Origin of the sequence: Desulfovibrio ferrophilus, from assembly GCF_003966735.1 — a bacterium.
Lineage (GTDB): Bacteria > Desulfobacterota > Desulfovibrionia > Desulfovibrionales > Desulfovibrionaceae > Desulfovibrio_Q > Desulfovibrio_Q ferrophilus.
Window position 1 is genome coordinate 454,419 of record NZ_AP017378.1, and the last position, 18,078, is coordinate 472,496.

Below are 18,078 nucleotides of genomic sequence, written 5' to 3' on the forward strand. Positions count from 1 at the left end.
GTCTCTTTTAGGTTACAACGCATGCAAGGATGAGGGCTATGGACATCAGACGTCTTGAAGCATTTTCCAAGGTTTATGAACTGCGTAGCTTTTCCAAAGCTGGTGAGGAGCTGTATCTCTCGCAGCCTACGATTTCTGCACATGTTTCTGCTTTGGAGACAGAACTTGACGTGCGGCTTTTTGATCGGTTGGGACGCACCATCCTGCCTACTCAGGCAGCCGAAGTTCTCTATCGCTATGCCCTGGATGTATTCAATTCCCTGGCAGCTGCCGAGGCTGAAATTCAGTTGCTCCAGGAGCGGGTTGCTGGTGATTTGATCATCGGCGGCAGTACGATCCCTGCCCATTATGTCCTGCCTTCGTTGTTGGCCCGCTTTTCATCTCGCTACCCCGAAGTGAGAATGGACCTCAAGGTCGCCGATTCCACCAAGATTATTCAACGTCTGATTGGCGGTGAAGGGATGGTTGGGATGGTTGGTGCTCGCGAGGATCATCCAGATCTGACTTTTGAGAAAGTGCTCATGGACGAACTGGTCATCGTGGGCTCCCCTCCATTGGCATCCAGGACCAAACAGCCTCTGATCCCAGCCGAACTGGCATCGCTCCCCTGGATCATGCGTGAAGAGGGGAGTGGGACCCGTCGGGCATTCGAGACAGCTCTTGATGCTCAGGGTGCACCCAGGCCTCAACCTGTCCTCAAGGTTGAAAGTACCCTGGCAGCCCTACAGAGTGTCCTTGCTGGCATTGGTGTGACCGTAACTTCTCGACTTGCTGCTCGGCCTTTGTTGAAGACGGGAGAAATCGTTGAGATCCAGGTCAATGGTCTGGACATGCAGCGTGACTTCTATCTCGCTTACCACTCCCGTCGTCATCTGTTCCCGGCGGCTCGCTATTTCATCGAGTTTATCCGTCAGGAATGTCGACTTGGCGCTTAGCGTATTCATACTTTCCGACTTTAATATCCAGTTCTGAGAACCTTCAGCCCCAAGGAGCGCTTGATGTCCGAGAAGATTGTTCTCGTTGATACTGTCAAAGCCGCTGGTTGAGCCGCCAAGATTGCTCCAGGGGACCTGGAGCGAGTATTGTCGGTTCTGCCCAGGCAGACCGATCCCCGCATCCTTGCCGGCGATGCCGTGGGCGAGGACGCAGCGATTCTCACCTTTCCGCAGGGTAAGGCACTCGTTCAGACCGTGGACTTTTTTACGCCCATCGTGAACGACCCGTACCGTTTCGGACAGATTGCTGCGGCCAATGCTCTGTCCGATGTCTATGCCATGGGCGGCGAACCTTATGCTGCCATGAATATCGTCTGTTTTCCCATCAAGGACATGGACGAGGACATCCTGAAGCAGATCATCAGCGGTGGATATGACAAGGTCCGTGAATCCGGTGCTGTCCTTGCGGGCGGTCATAGCGTCGAGGATCAGGAAATCAAGTTTGGATTGGCCGTGTCTGGTATCGTGGACCCTGACGGGTACGCCACGAATGCCGGCCTCAGGGCTGGTGACAACTTGCTGTTGACCAAACCTTTGGGCACTGGCGTGTTGGCAACAGCGATCAAAGGCAAATGGGAAGGCTCTGACGAATTGGAAGAACTGCTGTATACCGTTGCGGCTCGCCTGAATAAGGCGGGGGCCGAGGTTATCAGACGGTTCGGACTCACGGGCGCTACTGATGTGACCGGGTTTGGCCTGGGCGGACACCTGTTGGAGATGGCCCGTGCCTCTAAGGTTGATATCGAGTTACATCTGGACGATGTCCCGCTCTTGCCACGGGCGTTGGAATTGGCCGCAGTGGGGCTTATCCCTGCGGGGAGTTATGCCAACAAACATTTTTGTGAGGGGCGGGTTGCCCTTGCTAGTGGCTTGAACAGCACGAAGGTTGATCTTGTCTTTGATGCCCAGACATCAGGTGGGCTAGTGCTTGCCGTTCCTGATCAGTACCTGGATGAAGCCTGCCAGATGCTTGAATCCGCAGGGGATGTAGCGGCGCGCATTGGTCGGGTGCGGCCCACTGAGGGCCAAAAGAGCAAACTTCTGATCCGTTAGCAGAGGCGGCCTTGTACCGGGCCGACAATCAGCGATGACAATATCCATTACTGATCCCGCGGGACGCACCCTTCAGCTCTCCGCTGATGCCAGTCGCACCTTGGCCCAGACAGTCTTTCTGTCCGGGTACTGGCAGACAGCGGCGTTGTGCTCTGGGCTTGGGCGCTGTGGACGGTGCCGGATGCAATTTATTTCAGCTGCCCCCGCGCCTGAACCTGATGAGTCCCGCGTGCTTTCCCAAGAAGAGCTTGCTCAGGGCTGGCGATTGGGATGTCGCCACAAAGCCCTTGCCGGAACAGAAGTCTTCCTGCCGGTCGATCCGGTGCACGCGGCACAGAGTGCTGTTCAATCCGTGGCCGAACTTCAGTTGGCAGTGGATCTTGGGACGACCAGTGTACACTGGGAAGCTCTGGACAGCTCTCATGTGGTTGTGGCTGCGGGAGCGACCCTGAATCCCCAACTCGGCGCAGGCAGTGAGGTTATGTCCCGTCTGGCCTTCGCGGCATCGCCGGATGGCGCAGAGGATTTACGACAGGTCATTGTGCAACTGTTGCGAGAAATCATTGCTTCGTTGCCGGGGCAGGTCAAACGACTTTCAGTGGCTGGCAATCCGGCCATGACTCTGCTTTTGCTCGGTGCACCTGTGGATGGAATTTCCAAGGCACCTTATCGTCTGGATGAGCCGGGCGGGCGTGTTGTCTCCCTGGCTGAGGACCTGCCAGAGGCCTACATCCTTCCGCAATTGGCCCCGTTTGTGGGTGGTGATCTGAGCGCGGGAATGACCGCGTTGCTTATGGCGGAGAGGCCACCCTCAACACCCTTCCTGCTTTCGGACATGGGAACCAACGGTGAGTTTCTCTTGGCGCTTTCCGAATCGGAATACATTTCGACCTCGGTCCCGCTGGGGCCAGCTCTGGAAGGCTCTGGCCTGAGTTGTGGCAACGTGGCTGGCACCGGGACTGTCTCTGCTTTTCGCCTGACCCCGTACGGGCTTGAAGCCAACTGCATTGGTGGTGGCGCCTCCTCCCTTGATGCAGGGATTACCGGCGCGGGGTATATCTCTCTTCTGGCGATTCTGAAAGAGCAGGGGGTGCTGGACGAGCGCGGCGGATTTGCTTCGGGTGCGACACCTCTGGCGACCAAATTGGCTCGGGACTTCGTGGATATCCTGGGTGAGCGCCGCTTGAATCTTCCGGGGGGACTGTTCCTGACAGCCTCGGATGTGGAGGAAGTGCTCAAGGTCAAAGCTGCTTTTGATCTGGCCGTGGGCGCGCTGCTGGAAGCTGCGGGATTATCCTCCGGGGCACTGACCTGTCTCTGTCTGGCCGGAGCTTTGGGGGCTCATGTTGTTCCGGCCGATCTGGAGAGTCTGGGCTTTCTGCCTCCGGGGTTGGGAGCACGTGTGCGGACCGTGGGCAATACCTCCCTGGCTGGAGCGCGTCTTGTATTGACGGATGCGGACGCTCGGCATTCTGCCGAAGCATTGCCTGCTCAAACCCGTAACATCGACTTGACGGGCGACCCCGCCTTCGGGCAGGAGTTTGTGCGCCGCATGCATTTTTGTTTCGGGAACCGCGTCGCTTCATGACGCAGATTTTTACAGGATAAGACCACCCGTGAAGATTATTGATCTAGGACTGTGCCCGTACCGCGAGGCTCAGCAAATCCAATTGGACCGCCACGCTGAAGTGGTTGAAGGCGCAGAAGATACCCTCTTCCTGCTGGAGCATCCCCGTGTAATCACCGTGGGCAAAGCTGGTGGGTTGGAAAATCTTCACGTTCAGCCGGAGTTCTTGGAGCAGCAGGGTATTGATCTTGTGCACGTGACCCGTGGTGGGAATATCACATGTCATTTTCCGGGGCAGTTGGTGGGATATCCGATCTTCCGCGTGGATAAGCGCCCTGGCGGTGTTAAACGCTTCTTCCATGATATGGAGGAAACCGTGATCCGTACCTTGGGGTGCATCGGGCTTGATGCTCGTCGTTGGGAAGGGCGCGCAGGCGTCTGGACTGAGACGGGCAAGGTCTGCTCCATGGGAATTGCGGTCAAGAAATGGGTCACTTATCACGGCCTGGCGTTGAATGTTGGCGAGGATACCTCGTTGTTTGATATGATCACTCTGTGCGGATTGACGGATACCAAAGCCGCTTCCGTTCACGGTGAATTGAAGGCTCTGGGACATGAAGAACGTCCTGGAATGCAGGAGATCAAGGATGTCCTCGAGCAAGAGTTCCGCAAAGTCTTTGCGGATTCCAAAGTGGCTTAGGGTCAAGCTACCCAGCGATCCGACCTTTGCGCAGACCGGGGGCCTCCTGAAGGACCTGGGGCTGAATACCGTTTGCCAGGGGGCGAAATGCCCTAACATCTATGAATGTTTTTCCAAGCATGTGGCCACGTTCCTGATTATGGGGCGTACCTGTACTCGTGGCTGTGCGTTTTGCAATATTGGCCTGGGGAAGGTGGAACCTCTGGACCCGGATGAGCCGAGCCGTGTGGCCGAAGCCGCCAAGCGCCTGCAGCTCAAGCATGTGGTCATTACCTCCGTCACCCGCGATGATCTGCCCGACGGCGGAGCCGCACATTTCGTCGCTACGATTCAGGCCGTGCGCGAGGCCAAGCCCGGATGCACCATCGAGGTGCTGATTCCGGATTTTCAGGGTGATGAGACAGCCCTCCGAGCCGTCATCGAAGCCGGGCCCGAGATCATCAACCACAATGTGGAGACGGTGCCGGATCTGTATTCGCACATCCGTCCCCAGGCTGATTTCGAGCAAAGCATTGAACTGCTGGAGCGGGTCAAGGCTGCGGGTGTGATTTCCAAGAGTGGTCTGATGGTTGGCCTGGGCGAAACCGATGATCAGGTCAGAGTGCTGCTGGACAGCCTGGCGGCTGCCAAGGTGGAAATCGTGACCATCGGGCAGTACATGCGTCCGTCAGGGGCTCATCCCGAGGTGCTCCGCTACGTGGAACCAGAGATTTTTGAAGGCTACGCCGAATACGGCAAGGGGCTTGGCATCCCCCATGTGTTCTCTGCGCCTCGGGTTCGTAGTTCGTACAACGCCGCCGACTTTGTAGAGTAGGTCTCAAGGCGTCAATTATCATGCGCTGGCGGCGTTGCTTCGAGCCGCTCGAACCCTCGGATAGGTCTGACTATTCCTCGGCCTTGAGCGGCTCTCTCGCTTGGCCAGCGCGCGTTCTGCACGTTTTGTGGAAGGGCGGCAATGTTGGCTTCTGCTCTCGTTTTTATTAAGTAACGCATTGTTATTATGGTAACATAAAGGCCCGCTGATTTCTTCAGCGGGCCTTTATGTTGGCGAGGTTGTGTGAGCTACCATATTTGCTTCCTGCCGAGCATTCAAAACCCTCGCAGGCAAGGCGTCCAGGAGGCGTATTGCAGACCGAAGCATATTCAGACATATGTCAGGGCTGCGAACGCCGTGACTACGCGGTCAGCGTGGGGCTATGAACGTTCGACTTTCCAGTCCTTGATCAGTAGGTCGATCGTAGCCATCCCCTGATAGCGATCAATCTTGGGGGTGTAGGCAATGCGTATCTGCTTGCCGCGAATATCCGGGCCGATGGCTTCGGCCTGTCGCCAGGCTTTGGCGTTCAGGGTCATGCCACTGACCTCGTCGGTGAGCTTCAGTTTGACGTGGTCTTTGCCAAAGGTGCGTCGGTCCGTGACCTTCACAGGCGGTGAGGAGAACACAGGTTCCGCATTGCCCGGCCCAAAGGGTTGCAGCATCTCCAGTTCCTTGAGCAGATCGAAATCGATATCGGAAAAGGGCAGTTCGCCGTCGATGAAGAGCGTAGCCGTGAGTGGCTTGTCACCACACTGGTCGAGTACGGCCTGGTGAAAAGCTGTGCGCAGGGCATCCAGATTGGATTTCTCCAGAGACATTCCGGCAGCCTGCTTGTGGCCTCCAAAACCTGCCAGTAAGTCGGCGCAGGAGGTCAGACCTGCATGCAGGTCGAATTCGCGGGTGCTTCGGCCGGAGCCCTTGAGCAGATCGCCTTCTTCGGCCAGAATTAATGTCGGACGGTAGTAGGCCTCCACAATGCGCGAGGCAACGATGCCGATGACTCCCGGGTGCCAGCCCGGTGCGTGCAACACCAGCCCAAGATTATCCAACTGCCCTTCAGCCTGCTTTTTGGCTTCCTTGAGGATCGTGTCCTCCTGGCCTCGGCGGTCCGCATTCAACGCATCGAGTTGTTGGGCGAATGGCCGGGCCGTTTCATAGTCAGGGGCCAGCAGCAGTTTGAAGGCAGCTTCCGCGTCGCCCAGACGCCCTGAAGCGTTGATGCGCGGTGCTAGTCCAAACCCCACCTGTCCGGCTCCCAGCGCGGCAGAGGGGGCGTATCCGCTGGCTTCTTTGAGAGCAGCGATACCCGGGCGCGAAGCCTCGGTCACCAGCAGTAATCCATTTTTGACTAGGATACGATTCTGACCTGTCAGGCGCACCACATCCGCGATGGTGCCCAGCGCCACCAGATCAAGGTACTGACGCATGTCCACGGCCTGCCCCGGAAGCAGTCGGTTGACCGCTGCCATGAGCAGGAAGGCCACGCCCACGCCAGCCAAATCGGGACAGGGGCAGTCTCCAAGCCGGGGATTGGTCACGGCTGAGGCTGGCGGTAGCCCTTTTTCCCCGGGGAGGTGGTGGTCGGACACGACCACGGTGATTCCGAGCTCATTGGCTCTTGCGATTTCTTCATGGCTGGTGATGCCGCAATCCACCGTGAGCAGCAGTTTTACGCCCTGGGCAGCCAGTTGCTCGATCCCGTCCAGGTTCATGCCGTAGCCGTGCTCCAGCCTGTTGGGGATGTGGTGAGAGGCCTTAATGCCGCGGGCGTTCATGAAGCTTGTGACGAGGGCAGTGGAGGTTACGCCATCAACGTCATAGTCTCCCCAGACGCAGAATTGCTTGCCTTCATTCAATCCTTCGGCCAGTACCTGTGCCGCATCGCTTAGGCCGGGCAGGGTCTCAGGCGCCGCCAGATTGCGTAGACCAGGAGAGAGGAAGACATCCATCTCCGAGGGGGTTGTCAGGCCACGCTGCCAGAGCAGGCGGGCGATAAGGGGTGAAATTTCCAGGCGCTGTGCCCAGGAGTCAATATCGGTCGGGGCATCACTGCCCGGGCGTTCTGTCCAGATGCGATTCATGATCAGCCAATCCTCCGGCATGATCAATAGCCGGGGGGAACAGGAGCGTCAACGTGATCAGTTGTCCAGTTGGGCGATAAGAGAGGTGGCTCGGGGTTCTTCGGCGCGGATGGCGAGGTCCGCCAGGAATTGTTCCTGATCGATCTTCCAGGTGTCAAGGAATTCGGGCCAAGGGCCGGGGATCAATGCCTCAGGATTGTCTGTCAGGAGTGCCAGGGCATCTGCGGTATGCAGAAGTTGGGCGCCGAGGCGGTGGCTTGGGGTGCTGCTGTTGGGGGCGTGATGCCTGGAGATTGGCTCCGTGATCGTTGCGGGCAGGTTCCATGCAACCAGGGCCATGCCACCAATCACTCCATGGTCCATCCCCCAATAACGAATTTCTGCATCGGAATGGGACAAGCCTCTGCTCTGAGCGAGGTGGACAATGGATTGCCAGCTCTCGGGGCGGTGGATAGCGGTGATGGCTTTACCAAGGTCGTGTAGGATTCCTGTGGTGTAACACTCACTGGGGTCCAACTGCTCGTCGATTCCAAGCTCGGCGGCGTTGGCCATGATTTCCTTTGCCAGAGCTTCGGCTGCGATGCCTGTCAGGACTTGATGCCGCCAGTAGGGAGCCAGCTCAAAGTCGTCGCGTCCTTTCAGGCTGCTGGCAACGCCAAGCGCCGCAACCATAAGCACCATGGAACGGACCTCATCCAGTCCCATCAGTGAGACGGCACGCGGGATTGTGGTGATGGAGTCCTTCAGGCCGTAATGTGCGGAATTGGCCAGGGTCAGAACTCGGGCGGTCAATCCCTGGTCGCGGGCGACAGTGGTGGCAATGTCCTCATTGGAATCCGTGGACCAGGGGACGGTTTGTGTAAACAACTGGGCAATGATTTTGGGAGCACATGGCAAATCCTGATTCAGCTCGGGGAGTTCTTTCAGGAAGCGTTGGCCGCGTTCGGTGCTCACTTAGACATCCATGGAGTAGTTCGTGTCGGAATTCTTCTTGGCCTTCTTTTTGGTCACAGGCTTGGCGACACCATTTCTGGTGTTTCCATCTTCGTCCACGAGCTTGTTGTCCTGAAGGAATTTCAGGAATTGCGCAGCTTCGGCAAAGTCCTTGTTCATATCAATTGCCATCTTCAGATGCAGGGCGCACTCGCCGAATTGTTCGCGCTCATAATAGGCACGGGCAATATTGTAGTGCAGGTTCTCATCCGTGGTCGAGAGTTCCATGGCACGCTCGTAGTAATCCACGGATTGTTCGTACATCTTGTTTTTGCGCAGATTGATGCCGAATTCGTTGAACAGGTGTTTGTGTTCAGTTTCGAATGCCGCGTCGAGCTTGACTAGGCGTTCGAAGATATCATTGGCTTTGGAGTCGTCTCCGCGTTCCAGATAGGTCAAGCCCAGGCCGAAGTTGGCCCGCACGTTGTCCTCATCAAGATTGATGGCTTGCTCGTATTCCAATTCGGCACTGAAGGTTTCACCCTTCTCACGGTGCTTGTCGCCTTTGTCCACAGTCTCGGTCAGTTCCTTCATCTTCGGGAACACGGTGGAGACATAGAATTCCGGTTCGGGTGAAAATTTTTCCAGGAAGTCTTCCTTGGGGACCTTTCGTTTCGGACCGGATGGAATATAGTTAATATTTAGTGGCTGGATTTCAATGCATGCTTCTTGCTCGTCGACCATCCAGAACGTTTTTTTAACTGTCTTGCGGGTCGTGGTTCCCGTGCCGACTCGTTGAACGGTCTGAGTGGAGAAGACACCCTTGATCTTTTGATCGGCGCCATGGTCGATCTGACGCTCTTTGGGGTGTTGCTGTGTGTTTTTATCTTCGCTCATGTTCTTACTTATAACGTGGAACTACACATTTGTTCAAGAAAAGACAGGGCGGCCTGTTTTGGGTCGGACGCAAGGGTGACCGGACGACCTGCCACCAGGAAATCGGCCCCGGCTGCAACGGCTTGCGCTGGAGTCATGACTCGGCGCTGGTCGTCATCGGCCTCTGCCAATCGAATGCCGGGAGTCAGGCACAGAAAATTATTTCCGCAGGTCTTTTTTACAGCCGTTGCTTCGTGACCTGAGCAAACAACACCGTCCAATCCTGTTTCGCTTCCGGCCTTGGCCAGTGACAGCACCAGGTCTGCAATGCTCTGCCCGGGGGCCAGGGGGAGGTCGTTTTCGTCCATGCTGGTCAGGACGGTCACGCCCAGCAGCAGCGGTTTGTTCCCGGGGCTGGCAGCCTCATCCAGACCCTGGCGGGCGGCGATCATCATCCGTTCACCACCGGTGATATGGATGTTGACCATGTCCGCGCCAGCGCTCACGGCGCTTCGAACCGCTCCACGCACGGTGTTGGGAATATCCAGAAATTTGAGGTCCACAAAGACCTTGAAGCCCATGTCCTTGAGTTCGGCAAGGATGGAAGGACCTTGAGCCGTGTAGAGCTCAAGCCCCACCTTGACCCAAGTAACTGTTCCGGCAAGCGTGCGTGCCATTTCCATGGCTTGGGCCTTGTCGGGAAAGTCCAGGGCGACGACCAATTCAGCCATCTTAATCTCCCTTTGACGTATTGCCGAGGATTTCGGCGGGAAGAGTTGGGCGATAAATCGGACGCAGGCCCTCGGCGATATACACGGCTCGTAGTTGGTCATAGGCCACGTCCAGGTCATCATTGATGATCCAACCGTCGAAATGTACGGCCTCATTGATTTCGCCCGGGGCGTTGTCCAATCTGCGACGGACGATATCATCGGCATCGGTGCCGCGCCCGAGCAGCCGATCCTTGAGAGTTTGGAACGATGGCGGGAAGAGGAACACATGGCAACCTTCGCCCATGGATTGGCGCAATTGTGCAGCCCCTTGGACATCAATGTCGAAGAGTACATCACGTCCCTCTTCGAGCATCTCCGTCAGGGCCTGCTTCGGGGTACCGTAGAAGTTGCCGTGCACTTCGGCCCATTCGGCGAAGTATCCCGCATCACGTCGAGTGATGAATTCGTCCCGGTCCAGGAAGTGATAGTCCACCCCGTTGGCTTCACCGTCCCGCGGGGCGCGGGTCGTACACGAAATGGAAAAGGCCAGCCGGGGGAATTCTTTCCGCAAACGGTTGGTCAGGGTGCTCTTGCCGGTCCCCGAAGGAGCACAGATGACGAGCATCAAGCCACGACGTTTATTCATCATCGCCCTCATCACTGAATCGCTGGCCAATGGTCTCGGCCTGAATGGCAGAGAGAATGACGTGGTTGGAATCCGAAACGATGATCGAACGGGTTTTTCGTCCCTGTGTGGCGTCAATCAATCGGGCACCCTGTCGTGCATCCTCACGCAGTCTGCGCATGGGCGACGACGAGGGGTTGACGATGGCGATGACCCGGTTGGAAACCACAAAATTGCCGAAGCCAATGTTCAGAAGACCGGATTTGTTCATGACAGTCCTTTTACAATGTGGCTGAGTTATTCAATATTTTGCACTTGCTCGCGGCACTTCTCAAGTTCGCCCTTGAAGTCCACCACGATTCTTGAAACCTGGGTATCCTGGCCTTTGTTGCCACAGGTATTGATCTCGCGGAAGCATTCCTGAAGCAGGAAGTCCAAACGCTTGCCAGCGTCTCCGCCGTTGTCCATGACCTTGTCGATGCGCTCCAGATGGGCGGTGAGTCGGGTCATCTCCTCGGAGACATCCAGCTTGTCCGACAGCACGGCAACTTCCTGCAACATTCTGTCTTGATCCAGATCGATGGAGAAACGATCCAGCACCTGCTGAATGCGCGCTTCCACCGTGGCGAAGCGTTCTTCTTTGATCTGCGGAGTGCGTTCCTTGAGCTGCTCCAGCCACTCCTGGAGGCGGATCAGCCTGCGCGCCAGATCCTGCTGCAGATCCCGTCCTTCGGCAGCACGAGCTTCATTCCAATCTTCCAGGGCGGCGATGAGGCCTTTTTCCAGACTCTGCACCAGAGATGGATCGGGCTCGCCATTCTCATCATCCCAGAGAAAGGACATGCCCATCATGCGGGTGAAATCGGGTTTGAAGGAGTATTCCATACGCGAGGCGAATTTCTCCATCTGTTGGATCATGGCCTCTGCCACGGGCTCATTCAGGCGCATCCCCAGAATGTCTGCGCGGGTGACCTGCAGATTCAACTGGATGTTGACCCGACCCCGGGAGGCGTGTTTGCGTACAAGTTTCTCAAAGCGGGTTTCCAGGCTGCGGACGCTGGCGGGCAGGCGCCATTTGATATCCAGGTGGCGACCATTGACGCTGCGGACTTCCCATTCCTGGGCCCAGTCTTTTTCCTGTAGGATGAAACGGCCAAAGCCGGTCATGCTCTTGATCATATCCGTATCCTCATTGCCTCCATCGTGCGAAGGCTGATTATCTGTGTGTCGGTTGCTGACGCACTTGGTTGTGCGCGTTTATATCACCAGCGCCGAGACGTCCACGTAATCCTTCCCGCAGCTTACTGGGCTGGCGGCAGTCAGGCCGCCTGGGGCAGGATTGGTTCCGTCCGTAAATCGGCAGTCCGCATAGTATTCGCAGATGCCGTGAGCCGGGTCACCCCCTTCAACAACGACATCCAGCCTGTCCAGTGTGGTCAGTCGCTGCATGAATGCGGCCTTCTTGGTTGCCATCATGTCCCGTAGAATCTTGGCCCGTTGCTTTTTGACGGCATGGGGGATCTGGTCCGGGTAATTGGCCGCTGGAGTTCCTGGTCTGCGAGAATACGGGAAAACGTGTGCGTAGGAAAGAGGGAGTTTTTCGCAGTATTGACGCGTGATTTCAAAATCTTCATCTGTTTCCCCTGGAAAACCGACTAAGAGGTCAGCTCCTAGCCCGAAAACGGGCCATACGCTTCCGAGCTGCGTCGTGAAATCAACGATGTCTTCAGGGCCATAGTGCCCACGGCCCATGCGCCGCAGAACTGCAGGCGCAAGGCTTTGGAGAGACAGATGGAGTTGGGGGCAGATCAGTTGCGAAGCGCCGAGAACCTCCAATGCCTTGGTTCCCAGTTGCCCGGGGTCCACGGAGCTGATCCGCAACCGCGCACGCCCGGCCCATTGCGGAGCCAATTCGGCGTCCATGATCTGCAACAGGTCCCAGAAGTCCATGGCCGGGGTCAGGTCTCGCCCGAACTGGCGCAGGTTGATGCCTGATAAGGTGACTTCGCGCCACCCAGCCTCGAACAGTCGGTGGACTTCCGCTACGGCGGCTTCGGGAGCTCGGCTGACGGCTTTGCCCCGGGTGCTGGGGATGATGCAGTAGGTGCAGCGGTGTGTGCAGCCGTCCTGTACCTTGACCACGGCACGAACACGGTTGGAGCCTTTGATGGAAAATTCCGGGAACGAAGGACAACCGGAGTCGTGGTCAGAGGTTGGCGCACTGGTGATTTGGGCGGAGCCGTCAGCTTGACTGGTGTGGTCCGGCTGTACTGATGCCATGGGCAATGGGCGCGTCAGCAGGGTTTCCTTTTCCGATTGCGGGATGATGGCCGTGTCCGGGAAGGCCTCGGAGAGTTCTTCGGCCAGTACCTGGGCGGCGCAGCCGGTGATGACCACTTCGGCATTGGGGTTTTGCCGACCAAAGCGACGAACAGCGGCCCGCAAGTCGGCCACGGCCTTGGCCGTCACCGCACAGGAGTTGACGACAATGACGTCGGCATTGGCGGGATCGGATGCCTCGACACAGCCGCGCGTGGTCCAGGCCTCTCGGATGGATTGGCTTTCGTACTGGTTGATCTTGCAACCGAGAGTATAGATGTGAAAACGTGTGGTCTGGTTCATAGTCAGATGATTACACCGCCCGCGAGTACTATCCCATCCGGGGAGTAACACGCGGCCACCTGCCCGGGTGCTGGCAGGGATTGAGGGTTGGTGAAGTCCAGGCGCATGCCATGGTTTTTCAAATTTGCGCGAACGGGCTGCGCCTGCTGGCGATAGCGGAGCTGAGCCAGAATATCCTGAGGCCATTGATCCTGTGGGACCAGCAGATTGACGTCGCGAGCATCGCAGTGCTGGATCAGGGTGCTTTCCCGGGGGCCGACGATGAGCGCGTTGGTCTCCAAGTTCTTGCCGGTAACGTACAACGGTTCGGACCATGCCACCCCGATTCCCCGGCGTTGCCCCAGAGTATAACGCCATAATCCCTGATGCCTACCCAGCTCGGTGCCATCGCTCAGGATAATTGCTCCGGGCCCGGGTAGTTCAGTCTGCCGTGTGCTGAGAAAGGCGCAGTAATCGTCGTCTGGCACAAAGCAAATTTCCTGGCTCTCGGAGGGCAGCGGTGGAGTCATCTCGCGGAGTTTGAGCTCGGCCTTGACCTGCTCCTTGGTCCATTCGCCCAACGGGAACACTGCCTTGGAGAGCAGCTTTCGAGGGACCAGCGAGAGGAAATAGCTTTGGTCCTTGATAGGGTCGAGGCCACGCACCAGTCGGGTGGACTCGCCCTCACCCTTGACGCGGGCATAGTGCCCGGTCGCGATGCGTTCGGCTCCCTGGCGCAGGGCTTCATCGGCCAGCAGGCCGAATTTCATGGTGCGGTTGCAGACGGCACAGGGATTGGGCGTCAAGCCCTGAATATAGGCTTGCTCAAAGGGGGCGATGACTTGCTCGTCGAATTCGCGTGAGAGATCAACGGCGGCATAATCGCAGCCCAAGGCATTGACAGCTTTGCCCAGTTCCTCGGATTTGGCCCGGGAATCATCCGTGGGCGGCAGAAAGAAAGCATGTAGGGCCAGGACTTCATGTCCTGCCTCTGCAAGCAGGACCGCCGTAAACAGGCTGTCCATGCCTCCGCTGACCGCTACTCCGATACGCATCTAGTCTCCATGCCCCAATGATGGCGGAAAAGGAAGCCCCGCCGAAGCGGGGCTGGGTACAATCTTGTGGTGTTATATCCCTGCAGGTTCCGGCAGCGGCGGCAGGGCCGCTTCCAGAACACCTGCGGTCGACAGCAGCTCTGCTTCGCTGAATTGGGGGCCAAGCAGTTGCAAGCCAACTGGCATGCTGCTGTCAGCGCCCAGTCCCACGGGTAGGCTCATGCCGGGCAGCCCAGCCAGGTTCAGGCTGATAGTGAAAATATCCATCAGGTACATCTTGAGCGGATCGTCGCTGATTTCGCCGATTCCCCAAGCCGTGACCGGCGAGGCCGGACCGGCGATGACGTCGCATTGCTCAAAGGCGTCCAGAAAGTCCTGGCGCATCAGGCGTCGGACTTGGGCTGCTTTGCGGTAGTATGCGTCGTAATAGCCCGCCGAGAGTACATATGTGCCGAGCATGATGCGGCGCTGGACCTCGTCACCAAAGCCCTTGCTGCGCGAGGAGGTGTACATGTCGATCAACTCTGCCGCATCCATGTCGCGGACACCGTATCGTACGCCGTCAAAGCGTGCGAGGTTGGAGCTGGCTTCGGCCATGGCTACGATATAGTACGTTGCCACGGCGTATTTGGTGTTGGGCAGCTGCACGGGTACGATTTCCGCCCCGAGTTCCGCTGCCTTGTCCACCGCGGCGCGGCAGGCAGCTTCGACTTCACTGTCCAGCCCTTCGCCCCAGTATTCCTCGGGCAGTCCGATGCGCAGGCCTTTCAAATCGGTTCTGGCTTCGATGGCGGCTGCATAGTCGGGCACAGGCACGTCCACGGAGGTCGAATCTTTGGGATCAAAGCCGGCGATGGCCTGCAACAGGGCAGCCACATCGCGGACACTGCGCCCCATGGGGCCGATCTGATCCAGGCTGGAGCCATAGGCTACGCAGCCATAACGCGAAACTCTACCATATGTGGGCTTAAGCCCAACACAACCGCAAAAAGAAGCGGGCTGGCGGATGGAACCGCCGGTATCCGTACCCAAGGTGCCAAAGCACTGCCCGGCAGTTACGGAGGCAGCGGACCCACCGCTGGAGCCACCGGGAACCTTGCTGGTGTCCCAGGGGTTGGCAGTGGTCTTGAAGGCCGAGTTCTCGGTGCTGGAGCCCATGGCAAATTCGTCCATGTTGGCCTTGCTGATGATGATGGCTCCGGCCTTGCGCAGGCCTTCCACGGCGGTGGCGTCGTAAAAGGGGACGAAATTTTCGAGGATCTTCGAACCACAGGTCGTGGTGATGCCTTTGGTGCACAGGACGTCTTTGAGTGCCACAGGCACTCCCCACAGGGGCTTTGATTTGTCGGGGCCCTTGGCGTCCATCTCTTTGGCCTGCTTCAGTGCTTGTTCGGCCTGCACGCTAAGCAGTGCATTGAGCTTGGGCTCTGTCGCTTCGATGCGTTCGAGGCAGGCGGACACGGCGTCCTGAGCGGAAACCTCGCTTGCGGCCAAGGCATCGCGTAGTTCGACGAGCGATTTGTAAATCAGATCTGACATTGCGTATTCTCGCTTGGGCTCAAGGTCTGGCTAGACGATTTTCGGAACGATGAAGTGGCTACCGTCGCTTTGGGGGGCATTGCCCAGGATATCCTCACGCTCGAAGTCCTTGCGGACCTCGTCGGTACGCATGCGGGTGACATGCTCCACCGGGGTGTACAGCGGTTCAACTCCATCGGTATCGACCTGGGATAATTCATCCATATAGGCCAGGATGTCGCCCATCTGTGCAGCGAAGGTGTCCAGCTTTTCCTCGGGGAGGTCCAGCCGGGCAAGCTTTGCAATCTTGGTAACATCGTCGCGTGTAATGCTCATGATGATCTCGCCTATTGTTCGTTTTCTTCGGCCTTGCGTTGCTCGATGGTGTCCAGCAGCAGTTGCAGGCGCTGGTTGACTTCTTCGTTGTCGGGTTGAGCTTCCTGAAGTTTTTTCAGTTCGTCCAGCTCGCGTTTTTCCTGGTTGGCGATGACTCGCTGCTCATGGCGTTTACGGGTGTCTTCCAGACGCTTGTTGAGCAATTCGAGATCCAGAGGGGCGATGCCCTTTCTGGTGGGGCGGAACAGGAAAAGCTCCTGCTGTACGCGCCCGGCAACGTCCCAGACCAGTGGAGCCATGCTCCAGTCAAACCCCGCAGCGATCTGCAGCGCAGAGTTGACGCTATCGGGATTGAAGTTCGAGGACAGGGGGGGCATCATCCCGGCAAAGCGCATGAAGTCATAACCCAGTGCCACCCAGAAGTCGGGGGCGCCAAGGCCGTCGGCTGCCAGTGCAGTGCGTAGGGCCGATGTGCCGGGGGCGGGATTGTCAGCCCACCAGGGACCGGGAAAAACCGCCGTGCGGAAATAGTTCATCTCCACGTTTTCGTCTTTGGCCAAACCCTGTCCCCACAGGGCGGGACCCAGCACCAGCAGTCTGTCTTCGTTGTAGAAGAAGAGCTGTGGGATCAGGATTTTCGCCTGTGACCAGCCGTCGGGTACGAAGATTGCCTGGAAGGGAGGCGCCACAGGTTCGCGTTCTTCCTCGGGGATTGCAGAATCGACGCCAAGCAGGGGCGCAACGCTCTTGGACCACTGTGTGGGCTGGGCGGGAGGGTAGCTTCCTATGGCAGTGACTTCGCCGAACCAGTCTTCCACCTCGGCCATGAAGACCTCGGATGAGCGGTTGCCATAGGGTTCTTGTGGATAGAGTACTGCGAATTCGTTGATAGCGGTTTCGCCCACGGCCAGGGAAACCAGCGCGCGAGCTTCATCGCGAGGGCTGGAGAAGAATCGCCAAGCGTCCATACCTTCCACTGCACCGCTCAAGCGAGGCAGGAAGGCGAAGCACGGGCGCTTGGTGGTCAGCCCACGGTTGACCAGGGCTTCGAATTTGTCCTGTCGCAGTGGTCCGCCCATGATAGCGAAGCCGGAAGGCAGGGCCTCGATACGTTCGATCCAGTCAGAGGCTTCGGTGTTGATCACACGGATGTTGAGCTGTGCGCCCCCAGTGAGAGCTTCCCACTGTGCCGCACCCACGCCCCGCAGGACCTTCCAGCCGATTTCGGCATAGGGGCCCGACATGGGCAGGGCCAGGGCGACTCCACCGCCGGGCACACCCTGCTCCTGTTGCAGGGGGGAAGCCACCATGGCGACCAGCGACGGATCAGCGATGTTGCCGAGCCGGGAAAGATTATTCAACAGTTGCCAGGCCTGTGGCCAGGTGTCTGTGCTTTGTCCAAAGCGACGGGCCTGCTCCAGGCGAACGATGGTATAGGGGAAGTTCCACTGAGATTCTGGCGGGATGATGGAAGCCAGATCATCCAGAGTGCGCCGATCCGTAATCTTGAGTTCCTCAAGGAAGGCCCGTTCCAGGCTGGCCTGAGAGACCGGGGCCGGAGCCGGAGAGGCTCCATACAGGCGTTCCAGAGTTTGCATGGCCTGTTCGTATCGACGTTCGTTCCATTGGTCACGGGCCAGGGACAGTCCGGCCCGGAAGCGCAGTTCCCAGGGTCGTTGGTGATCCCTGAGCAGGGAATCCATATGCAGTCTGGCCTGATCCGGGTGCCCGATGAGGATCAATGCGCGCAGGTAGACCTCGTTCCACTGCCAGGTGTCAGAGGATCCTGGACGCAGTGTGGTCAGCTTGCGCAGGGCTTCCAGAGAGACATGCCCGTGTCCGTTGTTCACGGCTGAGACAGCCAGGCGTTCCCAGGCCATGGCCTGTTGGGTTTTGGTCAGGCCGCCGCGGTCCAGCAGGCGCCGATTCAGAACCTCGCTGGAGGCATGGTCCTCAGCTTCCCAGGCTTTATCGGCTTGTGTGGCCGTGCTGGAAGCGGGACTGCCGCTGGCTGCATCCGGGGTGGTTGGCACAGGGCGTTTGGCACAACCTGTAACCAAGGCCAGTGCCATGACCAGCAGAACGGCGAGCGCTCTGGTGGTAATGGCGGCGGTATGTTTTTGGTGCTGTCTCATGACCTGCCATGGGGTTGGGGCCGGGGCCGTGTTAGGGACAAAAAAGCCTGTCCGCGCAATGCGCGGACAGGCA

The 18,078-nt window shown here is 58.0% G+C and carries 17 protein-coding genes; 5 read left to right on the plus strand and 12 right to left on the minus strand.

Annotated features, from left to right (window positions below; translation table 11 throughout):
• Positions 1-38 precede the first annotated feature (38 nt).
• The 5 genes from EL361_RS02110 to lipA all read left to right on the plus strand — a co-directional run bounded on the left by EL361_RS02110 (position 39) and on the right by lipA (position 5,129).
• Complete coding sequence (locus tag EL361_RS02110; protein WP_126376089.1) at positions 39-935, plus strand: selenium metabolism-associated LysR family transcriptional regulator; 897 nt, start codon at positions 39-41, stop codon at positions 933-935.
• A 63-nt stretch (positions 936-998) separates the two neighbouring features.
• Positions 999-2,048, plus strand: a complete 1,050-nt coding sequence (gene selD / locus EL361_RS02115) for a selenide, water dikinase SelD (RefSeq protein WP_126376091.1) — start codon at positions 999-1,001, stop codon at positions 2,046-2,048.
• Positions 2,049-2,229: 181 nt separating this feature from the next.
• Positions 2,230-3,636 (plus strand): ASKHA domain-containing protein, encoded by a 1,407-nt coding sequence (locus tag EL361_RS02120; RefSeq protein WP_232034851.1) that lies wholly within the window; start codon positions 2,230-2,232, stop codon positions 3,634-3,636.
• 28 nt (positions 3,637-3,664) lie between these two features.
• Positions 3,665-4,315 carry a lipoyl(octanoyl) transferase LipB gene (gene lipB, locus EL361_RS02125; protein ID WP_126376096.1) on the plus strand — a complete coding sequence of 217 codons (651 nt, stop codon included), beginning with the start codon at positions 3,665-3,667 and terminating at the stop codon, positions 4,313-4,315.
• Entirely contained in the window at positions 4,263-5,129 is an 867-nt protein-coding gene (gene lipA, locus EL361_RS02130; protein ID WP_126376097.1) for a lipoyl synthase, read from the plus strand. The genes lipB and lipA overlap by 53 nt, the downstream gene beginning before the upstream one ends.
• Before the next feature lie 380 nt (positions 5,130-5,509).
• Here lipA and recJ read toward each other — a convergent pair whose 3' ends face one another.
• The 12 genes from recJ to EL361_RS02190 all read right to left on the minus strand — a co-directional run bounded on the left by recJ (position 5,510) and on the right by EL361_RS02190 (position 18,005).
• The gene (recJ, locus tag EL361_RS02135; protein ID WP_126376099.1) at positions 5,510-7,213 is read right to left on the minus strand and encodes a single-stranded-DNA-specific exonuclease RecJ; all 1,704 of its coding nucleotides are present in this window, start codon (positions 7,211-7,213) and stop codon (positions 5,510-5,512) included.
• Positions 7,214-7,270: 57 nt separating this feature from the next.
• Entirely contained in the window at positions 7,271-8,167 is an 897-nt protein-coding gene (locus EL361_RS02140; RefSeq protein WP_126376101.1) for an HDOD domain-containing protein, read from the minus strand.
• Complete coding sequence (locus EL361_RS02145; RefSeq protein ID WP_126376103.1) at positions 8,168-9,043, minus strand: tetratricopeptide repeat protein; 876 nt, start codon at positions 9,041-9,043, stop codon at positions 8,168-8,170.
• An 8-nt stretch (positions 9,044-9,051) separates the two neighbouring features.
• Positions 9,052-9,753, minus strand: coding sequence for an orotidine-5'-phosphate decarboxylase (pyrF, locus tag EL361_RS02150; protein WP_126376105.1), 702 nt, complete (start codon positions 9,751-9,753; stop codon positions 9,052-9,054).
• A gap of 1 nt (position 9,754) precedes the next feature.
• The gene (gmk, locus tag EL361_RS02155; protein ID WP_126376107.1) at positions 9,755-10,384 is read right to left on the minus strand and encodes a guanylate kinase; all 630 of its coding nucleotides are present in this window, start codon (positions 10,382-10,384) and stop codon (positions 9,755-9,757) included.
• Positions 10,374-10,631 carry a DUF370 domain-containing protein gene (locus EL361_RS02160; protein WP_126376109.1) on the minus strand — a complete coding sequence of 86 codons (258 nt, stop codon included), beginning with the start codon at positions 10,629-10,631 and terminating at the stop codon, positions 10,374-10,376. The genes gmk and EL361_RS02160 overlap by 11 nt, the downstream gene beginning before the upstream one ends.
• A gap of 26 nt (positions 10,632-10,657) precedes the next feature.
• Entirely contained in the window at positions 10,658-11,539 is an 882-nt protein-coding gene (locus EL361_RS02165) for a YicC/YloC family endoribonuclease (protein WP_126376111.1), read from the minus strand.
• A gap of 78 nt (positions 11,540-11,617) precedes the next feature.
• Complete coding sequence (locus EL361_RS02170; RefSeq protein ID WP_126376113.1) at positions 11,618-12,982, minus strand: MiaB/RimO family radical SAM methylthiotransferase; 1,365 nt, start codon at positions 12,980-12,982, stop codon at positions 11,618-11,620.
• 2 nt (positions 12,983-12,984) lie between these two features.
• Positions 12,985-14,016, minus strand: coding sequence for a tRNA 2-thiouridine(34) synthase MnmA (mnmA, locus tag EL361_RS02175; protein WP_126376115.1), 1,032 nt, complete (start codon positions 14,014-14,016; stop codon positions 12,985-12,987).
• Between the two features lie 72 nt (positions 14,017-14,088).
• Positions 14,089-15,555 (minus strand): Asp-tRNA(Asn)/Glu-tRNA(Gln) amidotransferase subunit GatA, encoded by a 1,467-nt coding sequence (gene gatA / locus EL361_RS02180; RefSeq protein ID WP_126376116.1) that lies wholly within the window; start codon positions 15,553-15,555, stop codon positions 14,089-14,091.
• Positions 15,556-15,585: 30 nt separating this feature from the next.
• Positions 15,586-15,870 carry an Asp-tRNA(Asn)/Glu-tRNA(Gln) amidotransferase subunit GatC gene (gene gatC, locus EL361_RS02185; protein WP_126376118.1) on the minus strand — a complete coding sequence of 95 codons (285 nt, stop codon included), beginning with the start codon at positions 15,868-15,870 and terminating at the stop codon, positions 15,586-15,588.
• Positions 15,871-15,881: 11 nt separating this feature from the next.
• On the minus strand, positions 15,882-18,005 hold the full coding sequence (locus tag EL361_RS02190; protein WP_172961589.1) for a penicillin-binding protein activator: 2,124 nt from the start codon (positions 18,003-18,005) through the stop codon (positions 15,882-15,884).
• Between the last annotated feature and the right edge of the window lie 73 nt (positions 18,006-18,078).